This window comes from Chromobacterium sphagni, assembly GCF_001855575.1.
Classification (GTDB): domain Bacteria; phylum Pseudomonadota; class Gammaproteobacteria; order Burkholderiales; family Chromobacteriaceae; genus Chromobacterium; species Chromobacterium sphagni.
Map to the genome: position 1 here is coordinate 1385126 of NZ_MKCS01000001.1, position 18419 is coordinate 1403544.

Annotated in this window: 19 protein-coding genes; 13 read left to right on the forward strand and 6 right to left on the reverse strand. The window is 64.4% G+C overall.

The genetic code is table 11. The annotated features are described in order from the left end of the window. Positions 1–53 precede the first annotated feature (53 nt). The 3 genes from BI347_RS06650 to BI347_RS06660 all read left to right on the forward strand — a co-directional run bounded on the left by BI347_RS06650 (position 54) and on the right by BI347_RS06660 (position 3507). On the forward strand, positions 54–1346 hold the full coding sequence (locus BI347_RS06650) for an aminodeoxychorismate synthase component I (protein WP_071115549.1): 1293 nt from the start codon (positions 54–56) through the stop codon (positions 1344–1346). Beyond that, a complete protein-coding gene (gene pabC, locus BI347_RS06655) occupies positions 1346–2158 on the forward strand; it encodes an aminodeoxychorismate lyase (RefSeq protein WP_071110944.1) in 813 nt (270 codons plus the stop codon). The genes BI347_RS06650 and pabC overlap by 1 nt, the downstream gene beginning before the upstream one ends. Positions 2159–2325: 167 nt before the next feature. Further along, positions 2326–3507: a dicarboxylate/amino acid:cation symporter gene (locus BI347_RS06660; protein WP_071110943.1), complete on the forward strand. Its 1182-nt coding sequence runs from the start codon at positions 2326–2328 to the stop codon at positions 3505–3507. 171 nt (positions 3508–3678) lie between these two features. Here the strand turns inward: BI347_RS06660 and BI347_RS06665 are convergent, their stop codons facing one another. Further along, entirely contained in the window at positions 3679–3939 is a 261-nt protein-coding gene (locus BI347_RS06665) for a DUF4936 family protein (protein ID WP_071115550.1), read from the reverse strand. A 94-nt stretch (positions 3940–4033) separates the two neighbouring features. Between BI347_RS06665 and BI347_RS06670 the strand changes: the two genes are divergently transcribed. Together BI347_RS06670 and BI347_RS06675 are read left to right on the forward strand one after the other, a co-directional pair. Continuing rightward, positions 4034–4918, forward strand: coding sequence for a prephenate dehydrogenase (locus tag BI347_RS06670; RefSeq protein WP_071110941.1), 885 nt, complete (start codon positions 4034–4036; stop codon positions 4916–4918). Positions 4919–4920: 2 nt separating this feature from the next. Next, a complete protein-coding gene (locus BI347_RS06675; protein WP_071116355.1) occupies positions 4921–5661 on the forward strand; it encodes a glucose 1-dehydrogenase in 741 nt (246 codons plus the stop codon). 3 nt (positions 5662–5664) lie between these two features. On the opposite strand, the gene BI347_RS06680 is transcribed toward BI347_RS06675, so the two are convergent. After that, positions 5665–6546 (reverse strand): LysR substrate-binding domain-containing protein, encoded by an 882-nt coding sequence (locus BI347_RS06680; protein WP_071115551.1) that lies wholly within the window; start codon positions 6544–6546, stop codon positions 5665–5667. Positions 6547–6646: 100 nt separating this feature from the next. Here BI347_RS06680 and BI347_RS06685 point away from each other — a divergent pair, with 100 nt between their 5' ends. Then, a complete protein-coding gene (locus BI347_RS06685) occupies positions 6647–7897 on the forward strand; it encodes an MFS transporter (protein WP_083338733.1) in 1251 nt (416 codons plus the stop codon). A 57-nt stretch (positions 7898–7954) separates the two neighbouring features. On the opposite strand, the gene mnmA is transcribed toward BI347_RS06685, so the two are convergent. Genes mnmA through BI347_RS06700 form a run of 3 tightly spaced genes read right to left on the reverse strand, consistent with a single transcriptional unit; the run spans position 7955 to position 10123 of the window. After that, the gene (mnmA, locus tag BI347_RS06690) at positions 7955–9031 is read right to left on the reverse strand and encodes a tRNA 2-thiouridine(34) synthase MnmA (RefSeq protein ID WP_071115552.1); all 1077 of its coding nucleotides are present in this window, start codon (positions 9029–9031) and stop codon (positions 7955–7957) included. Beyond that, positions 9028–9633, reverse strand: a complete 606-nt coding sequence (locus BI347_RS06695; protein WP_071115553.1) for a hypothetical protein — start codon at positions 9631–9633, stop codon at positions 9028–9030. The genes mnmA and BI347_RS06695 overlap by 4 nt, the downstream gene beginning before the upstream one ends. A gap of 22 nt (positions 9634–9655) precedes the next feature. Next, positions 9656–10123 (reverse strand): NUDIX hydrolase, encoded by a 468-nt coding sequence (locus BI347_RS06700; protein ID WP_071115554.1) that lies wholly within the window; start codon positions 10121–10123, stop codon positions 9656–9658. Between the two features lie 59 nt (positions 10124–10182). Between BI347_RS06700 and BI347_RS06705 the strand changes: the two genes are divergently transcribed. Both BI347_RS06705 and bfr read left to right on the forward strand, forming a co-directional pair. Beyond that, positions 10183–10383, forward strand: coding sequence for a (2Fe-2S)-binding protein (locus tag BI347_RS06705; RefSeq protein WP_071114694.1), 201 nt, complete (start codon positions 10183–10185; stop codon positions 10381–10383). A 114-nt stretch (positions 10384–10497) separates the two neighbouring features. Then, positions 10498–10974, forward strand: a complete 477-nt coding sequence (bfr, locus tag BI347_RS06710) for a bacterioferritin (protein ID WP_071115555.1) — start codon at positions 10498–10500, stop codon at positions 10972–10974. A gap of 75 nt (positions 10975–11049) precedes the next feature. On the opposite strand, the gene BI347_RS06715 is transcribed toward bfr, so the two are convergent. Next, positions 11050–12660 carry a YdgA family protein gene (locus tag BI347_RS06715; protein ID WP_239690836.1) on the reverse strand — a complete coding sequence of 537 codons (1611 nt, stop codon included), beginning with the start codon at positions 12658–12660 and terminating at the stop codon, positions 11050–11052. A 156-nt stretch (positions 12661–12816) separates the two neighbouring features. Between BI347_RS06715 and BI347_RS06720 the strand changes: the two genes are divergently transcribed. The 5 genes from BI347_RS06720 (at position 12817) to BI347_RS06740 (ending at position 18110) form a co-directional block, all read left to right on the forward strand. After that, complete coding sequence (locus BI347_RS06720) at positions 12817–13998, forward strand: DesA family fatty acid desaturase (protein ID WP_071115556.1); 1182 nt, start codon at positions 12817–12819, stop codon at positions 13996–13998. A 166-nt stretch (positions 13999–14164) separates the two neighbouring features. Then, a complete protein-coding gene (locus BI347_RS06725; protein WP_071115557.1) occupies positions 14165–15001 on the forward strand; it encodes a class I SAM-dependent methyltransferase in 837 nt (278 codons plus the stop codon). Between the two features lie 125 nt (positions 15002–15126). Further along, positions 15127–16497: a pyridoxal-phosphate dependent enzyme gene (locus BI347_RS06730; protein WP_071115558.1), complete on the forward strand. Its 1371-nt coding sequence runs from the start codon at positions 15127–15129 to the stop codon at positions 16495–16497. Positions 16498–16557: 60 nt separating this feature from the next. Beyond that, positions 16558–17700, forward strand: a complete 1143-nt coding sequence (locus BI347_RS06735) for a trans-sulfuration enzyme family protein (protein WP_071115559.1) — start codon at positions 16558–16560, stop codon at positions 17698–17700. Positions 17701–17762: 62 nt separating this feature from the next. Further along, complete coding sequence (locus BI347_RS06740; protein ID WP_071114539.1) at positions 17763–18110, forward strand: RidA family protein; 348 nt, start codon at positions 17763–17765, stop codon at positions 18108–18110. Positions 18111–18419 lie beyond the last annotated feature (309 nt).

Consider the following 18419-nt stretch of genomic DNA (forward strand, 5'->3'; position numbering starts at 1 on the left):
GCGGGGACGCGTATTTCGAATCAGCGCCGGGCCGTTCCGGCCCAGGACTTCAGATGTACACCCAGAAACTCGAATTCATTCCCGATCTGTTGGCGCTGCATGCGGCCGATCGAGCCAACTTTCCCTACCTGATGCAGTCGTCCGGCGACAGCGGTTGGGATTTGCTGCTGATGCAGAGCGAGCGCCGCGTGTTCGCGGCGGACCAGGGCCGGGATTTCCTGCGCGAAGTGCGGGGATTCCGGCCGCAGCCGGTGTCCAATCCGCACCAGCTGCCTTTTGTCGGCGGCTGGTTCGTCTACATGGCGTACGATCTGTTGTCGGAATTCGAACCGCGGGTGCCGACGGCCTTGCCGGACAGCTTTCCGCTGGCGGTGTGGGCGCGCACGCCGGCCGCGGTGCTGGTGGACCGCGCCAATAGCGAGGCCTGGCTGGTAGGCGAGACCGCCGAAGACTGGCACCGGCTGGAGCAACTGGTAGGCTGCCAAGCCGGTTTCGAGCCGGCAGCCGTGGAGCTGGCGGCGCTGGAGGAAGACCCGCCCGAGTGGTATACCGATGCGGTGGTGCGGCTGAAGCGGTACATCTACGAGGGCGACGTGTTCCAGGTGAACATCTCGCGCGGCTGGCGCGCCACCCTGGCCGACGGCATCGCCGCGCCCGACCTGTTCGCCGCGCTGCGCCGCGCCAATCCGGCGCCGTTCTCGGCGCTGGCCGACTTCGGCGATGCACAGATCGTCAGCTCCTCGCCGGAGCGGCTGGTGCGGGTGCGCGACGGCTGGGCGGAAACCCGGCCCATCGCCGGCACCCATCCTCGCTCACAAGATGCCGCCGAGGACGCCGCGCTGAAGCAGCGGCTGATTTCCAGCATCAAGGAACGCGCCGAGCATGTGATGCTGATAGACCTGGAACGCAACGACCTGGGCCGCATTTGCCAACCCGGCACGGTGGAGGTCAACGAATTGATGGCGGTCGCCAGCTACGCCTATGTCCACCATATCGAATCCAATGTGCGCGGCAAATTGCGTGATGACATCGCCCCGGCGGACGTGCTGCGCGCGCTGTTCCCCGGCGGCACCATCACCGGCTGTCCCAAGGTGCGTACCATGCAGATCATCCGCGAGCTGGAAAACAGCGCGCGTCGCGCCTATACCGGCAGCCTGGGCTACCTCAACCGCGACGGCACAATGGACATGAATATCCTGATCCGCACCTTCATGCAGCAGGGCAGCCAGCTGCGCTTCCGCGCCGGCGGCGGCATCGTCGCCGACTCCGACCCCGAGCGCGAGCTGATGGAAACCCGCCACAAGGCGCGCGGCCTGCTGCGCGCGCTGGGCGTCGAGCAGGCCTGATGGCGATGCTGGTCAACGGCTTGCCGGCGGAAGTGGTGTCGGCGCGGGACCGCGGCCTGAGCTACGGCGACGGCGTGTTCCGCACCATGCAGCTGCGCGATGGCAGGCCCCGGCTGTGGCGCTGGCAGTATGCGCGGCTGGCCGACGACGCGGCGCGGCTGAGCCTGCAACTGCCGGATGAGCAACTGCTGCTGGACGAGCTGGCGGCATTGGGGCGCGGGCATGCGCTGGCGGTGGGCAAGATCACGCTGACCCGCGGCGCGGGGGCGCGCGGCTATGCGATGGCGGCGGCCGGCGCGCCAACCCGCATCGTCGCGGCCGCGCCGTGGCAGGGCTATCCGGAAGAGCAGGGTCGCGATGGCGTCCATGTCCGCTGGTGCGAACTGAAGCTATCCCTGCAGCCGCGCTTGGCCGGCATCAAGCACCTCAACCGGCTGGAAAGCGTGCTGGCGCGCTCGGAGTGGGACGATCCGGCGATCCAGGAGGGCCTGCTGCTGGACCAGGATGGCTGGCTGGCGGAAGGCACCATGAGCAATGTCTATCTGCTGCGCGATCGGCAGGTGCTGACGCCCAGGCTGGACAGATGCGGGGTGAACGGCGCAGTGAGGGATTGGTTGACAGAAAATGTTTCTCAATTCGGACTTGAATTTATCGAATCGCGACTTTCTGCCGCCGACTTGATTGACGCTGACGCGGTGTTTCTCTCCAATAGCCTGATGGGCCTCTGGCCGGTGGCCCGCCTGGGCGACCGCGTCTGGACGCCTTCCCCTTTGCTGCAGACGCTGCGGCAAGCCTTATTACAACAAGCCTGATGCCTTGCGCCGGAGGGACTGCCGGCGCGAGGTTCCGCTTGCCGTTTCGGCAGGCTTCCCGTTTTCTCCCGATACCTGCCGGCAGCCATGGCCGGCGGGGACGGTTTTGCCTTGCGCATCGCCGCATGGGAGGACGGCAGGCTGGATAAGCTGACAAGAGGTTGCCTGTGAGGTTGATTCTGAAGTTGCTGGCCGGCATGGCGCTGGGCATCGCGCTGGGGCTGTTCGCGCCGGTTCCGCTGCTGTCGTTGCTGTTGACGTTCAAGGGCCTGTTCGGCCAATTCATCGGATTCATGATCCCGCTTATCATCGTGTTCTACATCATGAGCGGCATCGCCGCGTTGGACCGCGGCTCGGGGCGGATGCTGGGCTGGACTGTCGGCCTGGCCTACGCTTCCACCGTGCTGTCCGGCATGCTGGCTTTTGCCGCGGCGTCGGCAGTGCTGCCGCAATGGGTGGGCGAGGCCGCCGCGGTTCCGGCTGTGGCGGCGCAGACCGCTCCGTTGTTCAAGCTGGAGATCAAGCCGCTGTTCGATGTGATGACGGCGCTGATGCTGGCCTTCGTCTTCGGCCTGGGCATCGCCGCCACCGGCGCGCAGCGGCTGCGTGAGGTGGCGGAGCAGGGCAAGGAGATTGTCGAGCGGGTGCTGGCGCGGGTGTTGGTGCCTTTTTTGCCGGCCTATATCGCCTGCGTGTTCGCCGAGATGGCGGCCGCCGGCAGCGCGCTGGACACGTTGAAGACCTTCGGCGTGGTGTTGCTGCTGGCGGTTGCGCTGCATGGCCTGTGGCTGACGCTGCTGTACGGCGCCAGCGGCCTGTTGCTCGGCCGCAATCCGCTTTCGCTGCTGCGCGCCATGTTGCCGGCCTATTTCACCGCGCTGGGCACCATGTCCTCGGCGGCCACCATCCCGGTGGCGCTGCGTTCGGCCGGCAATATGAAGGTGGCGCCGCCGGTGGCGAATTTCGTGATGCCGCTGTGCGCCACCATCCACTTGTGCGGCTCCACCATCACCCTGGTCAGCTGCGCCACCGCGGTGATGCTGATGACCGGCGGCCTGGAGGTGCCGGGCTGGGAGGTGATGCTGCCCTTCATCCTGCTGTTGGGCGTCACCATGGTGGCGGCGCCGGGCGCGCCGGGCGGCGGCGTGATGGCGGCGCTGGGCATCCTGTCCAGCATGCTGGGCTTTCCCGAGGCCAGCCTGGCGTTGATGATCGCGCTGTACCTGGCGCAGGACAGTTTCGGCACCGCCTGCAACGTGGCCGGCGACGGCGTGATCGCGCTGTGGGTGGAGAAGCTGGTCGGAGGCGCGGCGGAGTCGGCCGCAGAGGCGGCGGCGCAGCGCGGTTGACGGTGATTTGCTAAGCAGAACAAGTGATTTGGTAAGGGCGCGAGCCTTGAGTATATTGATTGCCTAGCCGTTTTCGCTTGCCGCCTCCGGGCGGAAGGTTTCGGTTTCTCTCGTATCGTGTTTCTTTGACAGGCTGGGCCAGGCGCCCGGCCTTTTTCTCGTCCGTGGCGGCTACAGCGGCTGAAACCATTCCCGATGGCAGTCTATGTCCAGGCCGTGTCTCAGGCGGGCGGCCTGCCAGACCTCCAGGAAAGCGGCGCGGTCGGATATTTCCGGGTAGACCTCCATCCAGGTGTCCGCGTCGTCGCAGCGGCGCAAGAGCTGCCCCGGCCAGCCGGCGGCGGCCATTTCCTCCTGCAGCGCGCGCAGTCGCGCCAGTTGCGCGGGATGATCGGTCCCGGCCTTGAAATAGCAATACAGCGTGGGCTTCATCGGCGTCTCCCGGCCATGGGCTGGCCATGGCGGCAAAATCGCTTATGATAGACCTTCATGCCGCCCTGGTGGCGGCGAGCATAGGGGGAGCGCAGTGCAGCAGCAGATAGACACCCTGGTGGTGGCGGGCGTCGGCCTGATCGGCGGGTCGTTCGCGCTGGCCTTGAGGCGGGCCGGCCGGGTGCGGCGGGTGATAGGCGTGGGCCGCACCCTGGCCAACCTGGAGCGGGCGCTGGCGCTGGGGGTGGTGGACGAGATCAGCCAGGACATCGCCGAAGTGGCGGGGCGGGCCGATCTGGTGCTGCTGGCGTCGCCGGTGGGGCAGATGGGCGCGCTGATGGCGGCGTTGGCGCCGGGCCTGCGCGCTGGGGCCATCGTCACCGACGGCGGCAGCACCAAGAGCGATGTGGCGGCGCTGTATCGCGAGCATCTGCCGAATCATCTGGCCTACTGCGTGCCGGCGCATCCCATCGCCGGTTCCGACATGTCCGGCGCGGTGGCCGCCCAGTACGGCCTGTACGAAAACCGCCGGGTGGTGCTGACGCCGCTGGACGAAACGCTGCCGGAGTCCGCCGCCATGGTGGCCGGCTGGTGGCAGGCCTGCGGCGCCGAGATCCACAGCATGAGCGCCGCCGAGCACGACGCGGTGTTCGCCAGCGTCAGCCATCTGCCCCATCTGCTCGCCTTCGCTTATGTCGACCGGGTGGCGGCCAAGGACAATGCCGAGCGCTGTTTCGACTTCGCCGCCACCGGTTTCCGCGACTTTACCCGCATCGCCGGCAGCCATCCGGAAATGTGGACCGACATCAGCCTGGCCAACCGCGAGGCGCTGCTGGCTGAGCTGGCCGACTACCGCGCCGGGCTGGAGCGCTTGAGCGGCATGCTGGAGCGGGGCGACGCCACTGGACTCAATCGGTTGTTCAGCGAGGCGCGCGGCGTGCGCAGCCGCTGGCATCAGCAATTTCTACGCAAGGGATGAGCATGGACGGCAAGGTAGCGCTGGTGACGGGGGGCTCGCGCGGCATCGGCGCGGCGACGGTGCGGCAACTGGTGCGGAAGGGCTGGCGGGTGGCGGTCAACTACCGCAGCGACGAGGCCAGCGCCGCAGCGTTGAAGGGCGAACTGGGCGAGGCGGTGGAGCTGTTCCGCGCAGACGTCTCGCAGGAGGCTGCCATCGTGAGGCTGTTCGAAGATGTGCTGTGCCGCTTCGGCCATCTGGACGCGCTGATCAACAATGCCGGCGTCACCGCGCCGATGTGCCGGCTGGAAGACTACAGCGCCGAGCGCGTGTCCCGTTTGCTGCAAGTGAACGTGCTGGGGCCGATACTGTGCTGCCGCGAGGCGGTGCGGCATATGTCCACCCGCCATGGCGGGGAGGGCGGCGCCATTGTCAATGTGTCGTCGGCCGCTTCCCGGCTGGGCTCGGCCGGCGAATACATAGACTACGCCGCCAGCAAGGGGGCGGTGGACACGCTGACTCTGGGCCTGGCGCGCGAGGTGGCTGCCGAGGGCATACGCGTCAACGCGGTGCGGCCCGGGCTGATTCACACCGATATCCACGCGATCAGCGGGGAGCCGGGCCGGGTTGAAAGACTGGCCCCGAGCGTGCCGATGCGGCGCGGCGGCCAGCCGGAAGAGGTAGCCGCCGCCATCGTCTGGCTGCTGTCCGACGCCAGCTCCTTCTGCACCGGCAGCCTGCTGGACGTCAGCGGCGGCCGCTGAGCCTCAGTCGCGCACGCTGGCGAGGAAATTCGCCACCAGCGGCGAATCTTCGTCATGGCGGGTGGCCAGGCCTATCGCCAGATAGGCGTCGTCGTCCAGCAGCGGCACGTAGCGCACCGCGGGAAGCTGCACGCACTCCAGCGGCGAGGGCAGGATGGCGATGCCGACGCCGGCCGCGGCCAGGCCGATCTGGGTGATGGCCTCTCCCGCCTCCTGCACCACGTTCAATTCCAGCCCGTTTTGCCGCGCCAGTTGGCGGATCACGTCGCGCAGCCCGGCGCCGGAGTCTCGCGGATAGCCGATCAGATTCTCGCCGGCCAGGCGGTTCAGATAGATGCCCGCGGCAGCTGCCAGCGGGTGCCGGTGCGGCACCACCGCCAGCAGCCGGTCGCGGTGCAGCTCGGCGACCCGGATCAGGGTGCCGGGCGCGGGGCCGTTGAAGCGGACGAAGCCCAGATCCAGCTGGCGGTTTTCCAGCGCGTCGAATTGGGCGGCGGTGAACAGCTCGCGCAGCGTCAGCTTGACGTCGGGAAAGGACTGGCGGTATTGCTGCAGGCTGTGATGCAGGATGGGCGTGAGCGGCAGCGAGGAGGTGAAGCCTATTCGCAGCTCGCCGATTTCGCCTTCCGCCGCGCGGCGGACGGCGTTGACGGCACTGGCGCTGTCGGCCAGGATCTGCCGCGCGCGCGGCAACAGCTGCTGGCCGGCGGCGGTCAGCTCGACCTTGCGCTGGTGGCGGCGGAACAGCGCTACGCCCAGTTCGGCCTCCAGCGCCTGGATCTGCTGGCTCAGCGGCGGCTGGCCGATGTGCAGTCGCCTGGCGGCGCGGGTGAAGTGCAGCTCTTCGGCGACGGCGACGAAATAACGCAGATGGCGCAGTTCCATATTGATATTTATAAAGTATGAATTGATACTGAAATATATATTGGACTGCGGGTATGGCCAAGCCTAAGCTGATGGTGTTGTCCTGACCGAGATTGTTGCCGTGCCCGTCCATGCCCCTTCCGCCGCCATTCCCCTCCAAGCCGCTGCCGCCCCGCCCGCAGGCAAGCTGCATGCCGGCACCCCGGCGTTCCGCTCCACCGCGCTGGCGATGTTCGCCGGCGGCTTCTGCACTTTCGCCATGCTGTACTGCACCCAGCCGCTGATGCCGCTGTTCGCCCATGACTTCGGCCTGACTCCGGCGGCGGCCAGCGGCGTGGTGTCGGTGTCCACCGGCACGCTGGCGCTGGCGCTGATTCCCGCCAGCCTGCTGGCCGACCGCTTCGGCCGCCGCGGCCTGATGAACAGCGCGCTGGCCTTGGCGGCCTTGCTGATGCTGCTCTCGGCGTTTGCCGACAGCTTCAGCCGCTTCCTGCTGCTGCGCGCCCTGTTCGGCGTGGCGCTGGCCGGCCTGCCGGCGGTGGCGATGGCTTATCTGAGCGAGGAGGTGGACGGCAGGTCGCTGGGACAGTCGATGGGCCTTTATGTCGCCGGCAATGCGCTGGGCGGCATGTGCGGCCGTTTTCTGGCCTCGGTGTTGGCCGACCACGTCGGCTGGCGCGGCGCGGTGCTGGCGCTGGCGGCGTTGGGAGGGTTGGGCGCCTGGCTGTTCTGGCGCACTTTGCCGCCGTCGCGCCATTTTCAGCCGCGCCGGCATGATTTCGGCCGCATGGGCAGCGAGTTGCGCGGTTTGTTGCGCGACGCCGGCCTGCCCTGGCTGTTCCTGTCGGCCTTTTTGCTGATGGGGTGTTTTGTCAGCCTGTACAACTACCTGGGTTTTCGTCTGCTGGCTGCGCCGTTCAACCTTAGCCAGAGCATGCTGGCGCTGGTGTTTTCGCTGTATATGGTGGGCATCTGGTCGTCGGCCTGGGTTGGCCAACTGGCGGACAAGCTGGGGCGGCGCAATGTGCTGTGGCTGATGGTGCTGCTGATGCTGGCGGGCCTGGCGCTGACGCTCAGCGATTCGCTGTGGCTGCTGGCGCCGGGCATCGCTTTGTTCACCTTCGGCTTTTTCGCCGGCCATTCGGTGGCCAGCAGCTGGGTGGGCTTGCGCGCGCGGCAGGGCAGGGCGCTGGCTTCGGCCTTGTATCTCACCGCCTATTATCTGGGGTCCAGCCTGTTCGGCTCGCTGTCCGGCCTGATGTGGGGGCGCGGCGGCTGGCATGGGGTGGCGACGGTGCTGGCGGCAGGGTTGGCGCTGATGATGGCCATCAGCCTGGGCTTGCGCCGGCTGCGGCCCTTGCCGCAAGCCTAGCGTCCGCAAACGAAAATGCCCCGCGTTGCGGGGCATTTTTCCATGGTGTTGCCGGCGTCAGCGGATGATGCCGCCGCCCAGGCAGATGTCGCCGTGGTACAGCACGGCGGACTGGCCGGGTGTGACCGCCCATTGCTTCTCGCCGAAGGTGAGGGTGGCCTGTCCGTCGACGATGGGAGACAGGCTGCAGGCGGCATCGGCCATCCGGTAGCGGTTCTTGGCGCTATAGGCGCCGGCTTGCGGCGCGTCGGGCAGCGTCCAGCTCAGGTCCGCCATCGCCAGCGTGGGCTTGAGCAGCAGCGGGTGGTCGTGGCCCTGCACCACGATCAGCTGGTTGGCCGGGATGTCCTTGCCGGCGACGAACCACGGCTCGCCGTTGCCGTCCTTGCTGCCGCCTATGGTCAGGCCCTTGCGCTGGCCCAGCGTGTAGTACATCAGGCCGATGTGTTCGCCGACCACCTTGCCGTCCGGCGTCACCATCTTGCCGGGGGAGGTGGGCAGATAGCGCTGCAGGAATTCGCGGAACGGCCGCTCGCCGATGAAGCAGATGCCGGTGGAGTCCTTCTTGGCAGCGGTGGGCAGGCCGGCCTCTTCCGCCAGCTTGCGCACCTCGGTCTTGCGGATGTCGCCCAGCGGGAAGATGGCTTTCGCCAATTGATGCTGACGCAGCCGGTACAGGAAGTAGCTCTGGTCCTTGGTGTGGTCCACCGCCTTCATCAGGTAGTGGACGCCGTCCTGCTCCATCTTGCGCGCGTAGTGGCCGGTGGCGATGCAGTCGGCGCCCAGCTCCAGCGCGTAGTCGAGGAAGGCCTTGAACTTGATCTCGGCGTTGCACAGCACGTCCGGGTTGGGCGTGCGGCCGGCCGAGTATTCCTTCAGGAAGTACGAGAACACGCGGTCCTTGTACTCCTTGGCGAAATTGACCACTTCCATGTCGATGCCGACGATGTCGGCCACGCTCATCGCGTCCAGCGCGTCCTGCTTGATCGAACAGTATTCGCTGTCGTTGTCGTCTTCCCAGTTCTGCATGAACACGCCTATCACTTCATGCCCCTGCTGCTTGAGCAGCCAGGCGGTGACCGACGAATCCACGCCGCCGGACATGCCGACGACAATACGTTTCTTACCCGTCACGGGGAGTTTCCTTCCTTGCTTTGCTGGGCGGCCGCGGCCAGCCCGGATACGGCCGGCGGCTCATATCCCTTCATCCAAACTGAAAGGGGAACCACCACGGGCGGTTCCCCGAAATCCTTGAACCAGGTGTCCACCGCCCAGTCCTGGCCGGCGGCGATATCGTGCAGCACCCCGGTGTAGTGCAGATCCAGGATCCACGGCGCCCGCCATGCAGGTGGCGCCGCATGGTGGAATTTCAACCAGCCTTGCTTATCCAGATAGGAGAGAAAGGCGCTGACGTTGCTGCTGTGGTCTACGCAGTCCATCCGTCCTTCGGCCGGGCCGTCATGGATGTTGCCGCCCTTGTCCTGCCAGATGGGAGTTTCGCGCGCGGCGATGCGGTACAGCGCGGTGACCGCGTCGCTGACGGCGTCGCGCTCGCTGGCGGCGGAGTCGGCCCGCGTCAGGCGGGCGGCCAGCCAGTCGCGGGCTTCATCGGAAATTTCGAAATAGGTCTGCCTGGAACAACGGTAATGATAACAGATGTTTAGCCCGTCGGCGTGGCCGGAGCCGGGGAGCAGGCACAGCAGGATCAACAGCAGCGGCGTCAGGCGTGGCGGCATAGGCGGGCATCCGGTGGGTGGATCAGCGCAGGTCGCGTATCAGTTCTAGCGGATATATTATGCCACTGAGATGATCGGCCAGGCATTGCAGCGCCACCGGGCTGCGCAGCCTGTGGCGCTGCGCCGAAATGTCCTCGAAGCTGAGCCAGTGCACCGCGACGATGCCGGCGTCCAGGCGGGCGGGCTGGGGAGGCGCCGCGGCGCTGCCGTGGAAGGCGAAGCGCAGGTAGGTGATGTCGCTGTCCGGGCGGTCGGCCAGGTAGATGCCGGTCAGCCCCTGGGGAGTGAAATGCCAGCCGCTTTCCTCGCGGGTCTCGCGCACCACCGCCTGCAGCAGGGTTTCGCCGTGTTCCAGATGGCCGGCCGGCTGGTTCAGCCGCAGGCCGTCCGCCGTATCCTCCTCCACCATCAGGAAACGGCCATTTTGCTCGATGATGGCGGCGACCGTGGTGTTGGGCCTCCATTCTCTCTGCAAGTTATTGACAATCATTCTTGTTTGTCTCTATGATGATGATAACTATTCTTGATTGTAAGCCGGAGGGGGCTAACATGTACGTTTGCCTGTGCAATGCCGTGACCGACAGCCAGATCCGCCAGGCCGTCCATGCCGGCGCCAGCCGCATGTGCGACTTGCGCCGCGAACTGGGAGTCGCTTCTGATTGCGGCAAGTGCGCGTGCATGGCCAACCAGGTTCGCAAGGACGCGCAAGCCGAATTGATGGTCTGCTCGGTGGCGCGAACCGCCGCCTGACCGCTGTTTCCTCCTCTGACCAGGCTGGCCTCTGCGCCAGCTAATCCCATTGCCGTCTTGAGCCTTTCCCCCGCTGTGCCATAATGTCTGGATAAATTCATGGGAGGATATGGCATGCAAGGCGACAAGAAGGTCATCAAATACCTGAACCAGATTCTCAAGAACGAGCTGACCGCGATCAACCAGTACTTCCTGCATGCGCGCATGTACAAGAACTGGGGACTGAAGAAGCTCAATGAGCACGAATACGAAGAGTCCATCGATGAAATGAAGCACGCCGACAAGCTGATCGAGCGCGTGCTGTTCCTGGAGGGGCTGCCCAATCTGCAGGACCTGGGCAAGCTGCACATCGGCGAAAATCCGCACGAGATGCTGCAGTGCGACCTGAAGCTGGAGCTGGAGGCGCTGCCGTTGCTGCGCGAGGCCATCGCCTACTGTGAAACCGCCAAGGATTACGTGACGCGCGATCTGCTGGAGGACATCCTGGAAAGCGAAGAGGAGCATGTGGACTGGCTGGAGACCCAGCTTGACCTGATCGAACGTGTCGGCATCCAGAACTATCTGCAAAGCCAGATAGAAGACGCTTCCTGATCCCGCTTGAATTGGATGCGCAATGAAAAAGGGCTGTCTCGCGACAGCCCTTTTTGCGTCCGGGCACTGCCCGGATTACTTTTTCGCCGCCGGCTTGGCGGCCGGTGCGGCAAGCGGGGCGGAGGCGCCGGCCGGGGCCGGTTCTTCGCTTTCCTCCCACGGCAACGCCACTTTTTTCTTGTGGATGGTCAGGCCCTTGGCGTTGTAGTTCAGCTCGGTGGATATCTGACCGTTGTCCTCGACGATGTAGTCTTCGGACTTCCACTGCGCCAGCTGGCTGTCCAGGAGACTCTTGGCCAGGTCGTCCACCTCCTGCATATTGGGCTGGTCCTCCGCGGTGTGGTCCACGGTGAACAGGTTGCGCGCCTGGGTCAGCACCAAGCCTTCCAGCGTCTGGCGCGGCAGGCTGAGCTTGGCCTCGGCCTCGATGCGCTTGGCCAGCAGGGTGATGTCGCCCAGGTCGGCCGGCGTGAAGCCGTTGATGCCCAGACTGCCTTGCAGCGTGGCTTCGCCGCTGGGCATTTTCAGGTAGAACTCGTTGATCAGCAGCTTGGGGTTGTTCTCCAAGAGCGGAATCGCGTTCTTCTTGATGGTGTCGACGTACTGTTTGCGCAATACCGCCGGATCCACCCCCTCGAACGGGATCTGGCTGATCGCCCGGTCCAGCTTGACCAGCGTCGGGCCGTGCAGGTGATTGGCCGACACGTCCAGCCGCATCGGGCCGTAGCGGTTTTCGTTGAAGCTCAGTTCGGCGAAGTTCACCTTGCCGCGGGTGTTGACGAAGTCGTCCTGCTCGCTGGTGACGATCTGGTAGCTGAAGTTCTTCAACACCACCGACGACGGTTTGAACTCGCCGGACGGATTGACGAACTCGCCCACCCGCACCCGGGTCATCAGGTAGATCAGCTCGTTCAGCTTGATGCTGTACGGCACGCTTTCACGCGAGCTGAGCTGGATATTGCCTATGGTCAGTTCGCTGGTGCCCAGTTTGATGTCAGTGTTGCCGGGGCGCATGTCGGAGACGTAACGCACGCCCTCGAACGACACATTGCCCTTGCTGGCGGCTTCCAGCAGGAAACCCGGCGACAGCGCTTCGGTCTTGTATTCGCGGTAGCCGTGGGCGTAGTCGACCTTCAGGTCGAAGCCCTTCCATTTCATCTTGACGCCGGACAGCGCCTCTTCGTAGTCGAAGGACGGGATGTTGACGTCCAGCAGGCCGCCGCCGCCGAAACCGATGTGGTTGACGATGGTGATCGGGTCCTTGTCGCCGAAGAAGGTCTTCAGCGTCTTGCGGGTGGCGTCGCTCATCGCGAACTCGGTCTTCACCAGCGCGCGCCCCGGACGGAAGCTGAAGCCGGAGAGCCCGGGCAGCGGACCATGCTGGATGTGGTTGGTGAACTTGATGGTGGCGTTCAGCAACGGCTTCATATTGTCTGGCAGCATGTTTTCATACGGGCCGGACAGATGGCGGTTGAACACCAGCTCGGTGGTCTCGGTGGAGGAGAACCAGCCGCGTTCGTAACTGTGTGATTTGACCTTGAACAGGGGCAGGCTGGCCAGCATCCGGTGCTGTTCCTGCAGGGTGTCCTCGGCTTTGACCCCGGCCCAGTAGCTGGAGGCCGCATACAGGACGAACAGGCCACCGACGGTGGCGCCGGCAATGATCAGTCGACGTTTTGGCAACACTAGTATTTTTTCTGCACTAGGGTGAAATGATGCTCTATGGTACACCAATGCATGGCGGCATGGGCTGTCAAAGCGCCGCGCCGCCGAATTTGGCGCTGAGCGGGCCTTGCTATAGAATAGAGTTTTACATCTAAGTTACCGGACGCAGATAGATACATGAACTGGCTCAACGGTCTTCTCGATCTCCCTTGGTGGGGCAATATCGTCGCCGCCTTGCTGCTGACCCACGTCACCATCGCGTCGGTCACCATTTTCCTGCACCGCCATCAGGCTCACCGCGCGCTGGACCTGCACGCGGCTCCCAGCCATTTCTTCCGCTTCTGGCTGTGGCTGACCACCGGCATGGTCACCAAGCAGTGGGCTGCCATCCACCGCAAGCACCATGCCCGCTGCGAGACGGAGGAAGATCCGCACAGTCCGCAGGTGCTGGGCATCAAAAAGGTATTGTGGGAGGGCGCGGAGCTGTACCGCGGCGCCTGCAAGGACCAGTCGATCATGGACAAATTCGGCCATGGCACGCCTGACGACTGGCTGGAGCGCAATCTTTACAGCCGCCACAACGCCAAGGGCATCGTGCTGATGCTGATCATCGATCTGGCGCTGTTCGGACCGATAGGCCTGTCGATCTGGGCGGTGCAGATGGTGTGGATTCCGTTCTGGGCGGCCGGCGTGATCAACGGCATCGGCCACTTCTGGGGCTACCGCAATTTCGAGAACGAAGACGCCTCCACCAATATCGTCCCATGGGGCATCCTGGTGGGAGGCGAAGAGCTGCACAACAACCATCATACCTTCGGCACCTCGGCCAAGCTGTCGTATAAATGGTACGAATTCGACATAGGCTGGATGTACATCCGCATCCTGGAAATGCTGGGCCTGGCGACGGTGCGCAAAGTCGCGCCGCAACTGGCTAGGGATCCGTCCCGCCCGCAGCTGGACCTGGAACACCTGCAGGCGATCGTCGCCAACCGCTACGCGATCGCCGCGCGTTACGCCCGCGAGCTGCGGGAAGAGTATTACGCCGAGCTGGGCAAGCTCAGCCTGCCGGAGCTGCCCAGCACCATGCTGGGACGCAAGATGAAAGTGTGGCTGAAGCAGGATGCCAAAGACACGCCCGAGGTCGAGCGCATGCAACTGGCGCAGTTGCTCGAGCAAAGCCAGGTGCTGGCCACCATCTACAATATGCGCCAGGAGCTGACCTGTCTTTGGGAGCGCTCCAATCTTAGCCGCGAGCAATTGTTGAAGGAATTGCAGGACTGGTGCGCCCGCGCCGAGGCCTCCGGCATCGCCGCGCTGCAGCGCTTCTCTTTGAGCCTGCGCCAGACCGCGCTGGCCTGAGCGGTTTTTTCCGCCGCGTCAAACCCGCATCGAACGATGCGGGTTTTTTCATGGCCGCACGGGTATTAGAGCTTTTTTCTATATTCAAATTTCAAATAAAATTTGATTTTAAAATAGCTGTAAGAAATATAATGAGCACCTGATGCTTACCGTAGCGAGGTGGTCGATGAGTGCATTGCAACTGGCGGAAACACAGGCCGATTTGCCCTATATCCATGGTTTCTCGGCTGCCGAACAGGCGCGGCTGGTGCGCCAGGCGCGCTTTTCCGAGGCGATGGTGTACCGGGATGTCGATTTTTCCGGCGTGGAGAGGCTGCTGGAGGTGGGGTGTGGCGTCGGCGCGCAGACCGAAATCCTGCTGCGCCGTTATCCGGAGCTGAACATCACCGGGATAGATTTCAGCCAGCATCAACTGGCGGTGGCGGGCCAGCGCCTGCAGGGCAGTCCTTATCATGATCGGGTCCGTCTGCAGCATATGGACGCCGAGGACCTGGATTTCGCGCCGGCCAGCTTCGACGCCGCTTTCCTATGCTGGATACTGGAGCATGTGCACGCGCCGGAGCGGGTGCTGGCCGAGGTGCGGCGGGTGCTCAAGCCCGGCGCGCGGCTGTATGCCACCGAGGCGATGAACGCCTCTTTCTTCCTGGCGCCGTATTCGCCCAATCTGCAGCAGTACTGGATGGCCTTCAATGACCACCAGCTATCGGTGGGTGGCGACCCCTTTGTCGGCGCCAAGCTGGGCAACATCCTGCAAAGGCTGGGTTTCCGCCAAGTGGAGACGCAGGTGAAGATCTGGCATCTGGACAGTCGAGAGCCGCATCGCCGCCAACTGGTGCTGGATTACTGGACCGAACTGCTGCTGTCGGCGGCGGACCAGTTGATCGAGGCGGGCAGTGTGGACAGCCAGCTGGTGGAGACGATGACGCGCGAATTGCGCCAGTTGCGCAGCGATCCGGAGCTGGTGTTCTTCTACAGCTTCATGCAGGCCAGTGCTGTGGTATGAGGCGATAGCGGCAGATGGCCCGCTGGCGCGCGGGAGGTCTGCCTGGTTTCAAGCTAGAAATTTTTTTGCTTTTTATATAACAAAAAATTACTTATAGTAATTTTATAATATCCAGGAGTTTTGACATGAAAGACGATTCCGTCCTGTCGCTGATAGGCAATACGCCATTGGTCCGCGTCACCCATCTGGATACCGGGCCGTGCGAGTTGTACCTGAAGCTGGAAAGCCATAATCCGGGTGGCTCGATCAAGGACCGCATCGCGCTGGCGATGATCGAAGCTGCCGAGCGCGATGGCAAGCTGGGACCCGGCGGCGCCATCATCGAGGCCACCGCCGGCAATACCGGTCTGGGCCTGGCGCTGGTGGCCGCGCAGAAGGGCTATCCGCTGATCCTGGTGGTGCCGGACAAGATGAGCCGCGAGAAGATCCTGCACCTGCAGGCGCTGGGCGCCCAGGTGGTGCTGACCCGCTCCGATGTGGGCAAGGGCCACCCTGAGTATTACCAGGACCTGGCGGCGCGCATTGCCGGCGAAACCCCGGGCGCCTATTACATTGACCAGTTCAACAACCCGGCCAATCCGCTGGCGCATGAAACCACCACCGGGCCGGAAATCTGGCGGCAGATGAACCAGGAGGTGGATGCCGTAGTGGTGGGCGTCGGCTCTAGCGGCACGCTGACCGGGCTGACCCGCTATTTCCGCCGGCATTCGCCGCATACCGAATTCGTGCTGGCCGATCCGGTGGGCTCGGTGCTGGCCGACTATGTCGAAACCGGCAGCTTCGGCCAGGCCGGCAGCTGGCTGATAGAGGGCATAGGCGAGGACTTCATCCCGCCGTTGACCGACCTGTCGCTGGTGAAGCGGGCCTACCGCATCAGCGACCAGGAAAGCTTCGATACCGCGCAGGAGCTGTTGCGGCGCGAAGGCATCCTGGCCGGGTCCTCGTCTGGCGCGCTGTTGGCCGCCGCATTGCGCTACTGCCGCGCCCAGACCGAGCCCAAGCGGGTGGTGACGCTGGTGTGTGACAGCGGCAACAAGTATCTGTCCAAGATGTACAACCGCGACTGGCTGGTGGACCAGGGGATGCTGCGCCTGCCCCAGGTCGGCGGCCTGACCGACCTGATCGTGCGCCGCCATCAGGACGGCAGCACGGTGTCTTGCCATCCCGACGAAGCGCTATCGGTTGCCTATCAGCGGATGCGGCTGCATGACGTGTCGCAGCTGCCGGTGCTGAAGGACGACAAGGTGGTCGGTATTCTGGACGAGTGGGACTTGCTGCTGTCGGTGCACGGCGAGCCGGAAAACTTTCGGCAGAACGTGGAAAGCGCGATGAGCAGCCAGGTGCGGACGCTGACGCCGCAAGCCTCGCTGCAGGATCTGCTGCAAGTGTTCAATGATGGCCACATCGCGTTGCTGGTTGACCAGGGCCGCTACCTGGGCCTGATCACCCAGGCTGATCTATTGGCCTTCTGGCGCCGCCAGCCGCGCGCCGCCTAACTTCCCGGGCCCGGCGTATCCGGCTGCCGGGCCGCACCCTTTGATTCGATAGGACTGAACATGACCGATTTCCACACCCTTGCCGTGACCGCTGGCGCCCATGAAGATGCGTTCGGCGCGGTGATGCCGCCGATCTACGCCACCTCCACCTACCGCCAGCACGCGCCGGGCGAGCATACAGGCTACGAATACTCGCGTTCGCAAAATCCGACGCGCGAAGCGCTGGAGCGGGCGGTGGCCGAGCTGGAGGGCGGCGCGCGCGGCTACGCCTTCGGCTCCGGACTGGCGGCCATCTCCACCGTGCTGGAGCTGCTGCCGGCCGGCAGCCACCTGATCGCGGTCAACGACCTGTACGGCGGCACTTACCGGCTGTTCGAGAAGGTGCGCAAAATCAGCGCCAATCTGGAAGTGACTTATGTCGCATCCGACGACAGCGCGGCGCTGCAGGCCGCCATCCGCCCCAATACCCGGATGGTCTGGGTGGAGACGCCGTCCAATCCGCTCAACCAATTGGTGGATTTGCGGCTGGTGGCCGATATCGCCCGCCAGCATCGCCTGATCAGCGTGGTCGACAATACCTTCGCCTCGCCGGTCAACCAGCGGCCGCTGGATTTCGGCTTCGACATCGTGGTCCATTCCGCCACCAAATACCTGAACGGCCATTCCGACGTGGTGGCCGGCGTGGCGGTGGTCAGCCGCGACAAACCCGAGCTGGCCGAACAACTGGCCTTCCTGCACAACGCCGTCGGCGCCATTCTGGACGCCTTCGCCAGCTTCCTGGTGCTGCGCGGCTTGCGCACGCTGGCGTTGCGCATCGACCAGCACAACCGCAACGGCCTGGCGATCGCGCGCTGGCTGGAGCGGCAACCCCAGGTGGAGAAAGTGCTGTATCCGGGGCTGGAGAGCCATCCGCAGCACCAACTGGCGCGCCGGCAAATGCAAGGCTTCGGCGGGGTGGTGTCGTTCTACCTGAAAGGCGATGCGGCCAATACCCGCGCTTTCCTGGCCAAGCTCAAACTGTTCACGCTGGCCGAAAGCCTGGGAGGGGTGGAGAGCCTGGTGTGCCTGCCGTCGGCGATGACCCATGCGTCGATTCCGGCCGAGCGCCGCGCCGCATTGGGCATCCATGACAACCTGATCCGCCTGTCGGTGGGAGTGGAGGGCGAGGCGGCGCTGATCGCCGACCTGGCACAGGCCTGGTAGGACAGGCGCGGCGCTTTGCAGTTAGAATCGTCCATCATGCCCAACCTCGACAGGAGAACGATATGAGCATTTACCGTCACAAGCAGGGCGCCCGTCTGGCCGAAGCCGTGGTCAGCAATGGCCTGATCTTCCTCGCCGGCCAGGTGCCTGAAAACACCGACGCCGATGCCCGCGGCCAGACGGAAAACGTGCTGGGGCAGATCGACGCGCTGCTGAAGGAGCTGGATTCGGACAAGAGCAAGATAGTCGACGTTACCATCTTCCTGTCCAGCCTGGCGGATTACGATGCGATGAACGCCGCTTGGGACGCCTGGGTGCCGGCCGGCCATGTGCCCGCCCGCGCCACAGTGGAGGCCAAGCTGGCCAATCCGGCCTGGAAGGTGGAGATCAAGCTGGTGGCCGCGCGCTGATTCGCCTGTTGGTCCGCAAAGGCCCGTTGCCGCAAGGCAGCGGGCTTTTTTCATGGCGGCGGCAGACGGTATTGCCGGTCTTTATGCTGTCGTCGAGCTGGAGGCCTCCTTGGGTGGTTGCCGACGCTGCCTGGCATTGGGGTTGATCTTCAACCATAGGCGGGACGGCGCGGCGCGGACAAGCGGGCACTGGTCTTCAGGGCAGAAACGGTTTGATTTTTGGCTTTGATTTATGCAGGAGAATATATTTAATTCATTGATTTTAAAGATAAAAATTAAATGGATAGACCTGGTTGGCATTGTTGCTTT

Coding starts and splice junctions, on each gene's coding strand:
- BI347_RS06700 (WP_071115554.1), bottom strand. CDS start 10,123: ATGATTGTCAATAACTTGCAGAGAGAATGGAGGCCCAACACCACGGTC.
- BI347_RS06730 (WP_071115558.1), top strand. CDS start 15,127: ATGAAAGACGATTCCGTCCTGTCGCTGATAGGCAATACGCCATTGGTC.
- BI347_RS06680 (WP_071115551.1), bottom strand. CDS start 6,546: ATGGAACTGCGCCATCTGCGTTATTTCGTCGCCGTCGCCGAAGAGCTG.
- BI347_RS06705 (WP_071114694.1), top strand. CDS start 10,183: ATGTACGTTTGCCTGTGCAATGCCGTGACCGACAGCCAGATCCGCCAG.
- BI347_RS06725 (WP_071115557.1), top strand. CDS start 14,165: ATGAGTGCATTGCAACTGGCGGAAACACAGGCCGATTTGCCCTATATC.
- bfr (WP_071115555.1), top strand. CDS start 10,498: ATGCAAGGCGACAAGAAGGTCATCAAATACCTGAACCAGATTCTCAAG.
- BI347_RS06695 (WP_071115553.1), bottom strand. CDS start 9,633: ATGCCGCCACGCCTGACGCCGCTGCTGTTGATCCTGCTGTGCCTGCTC.
- BI347_RS06740 (WP_071114539.1), top strand. CDS start 17,763: ATGAGCATTTACCGTCACAAGCAGGGCGCCCGTCTGGCCGAAGCCGTG.
- BI347_RS06665 (WP_071115550.1), bottom strand. CDS start 3,939: ATGAAGCCCACGCTGTATTGCTATTTCAAGGCCGGGACCGATCATCCC.
- pabC (WP_071110944.1), top strand. CDS start 1,346: ATGGCGATGCTGGTCAACGGCTTGCCGGCGGAAGTGGTGTCGGCGCGG.
- BI347_RS06735 (WP_071115559.1), top strand. CDS start 16,558: ATGACCGATTTCCACACCCTTGCCGTGACCGCTGGCGCCCATGAAGAT.
- BI347_RS06650 (WP_071115549.1), top strand. CDS start 54: ATGTACACCCAGAAACTCGAATTCATTCCCGATCTGTTGGCGCTGCAT.
- BI347_RS06720 (WP_071115556.1), top strand. CDS start 12,817: ATGAACTGGCTCAACGGTCTTCTCGATCTCCCTTGGTGGGGCAATATC.
- BI347_RS06675 (WP_071116355.1), top strand. CDS start 4,921: ATGGACGGCAAGGTAGCGCTGGTGACGGGGGGCTCGCGCGGCATCGGC.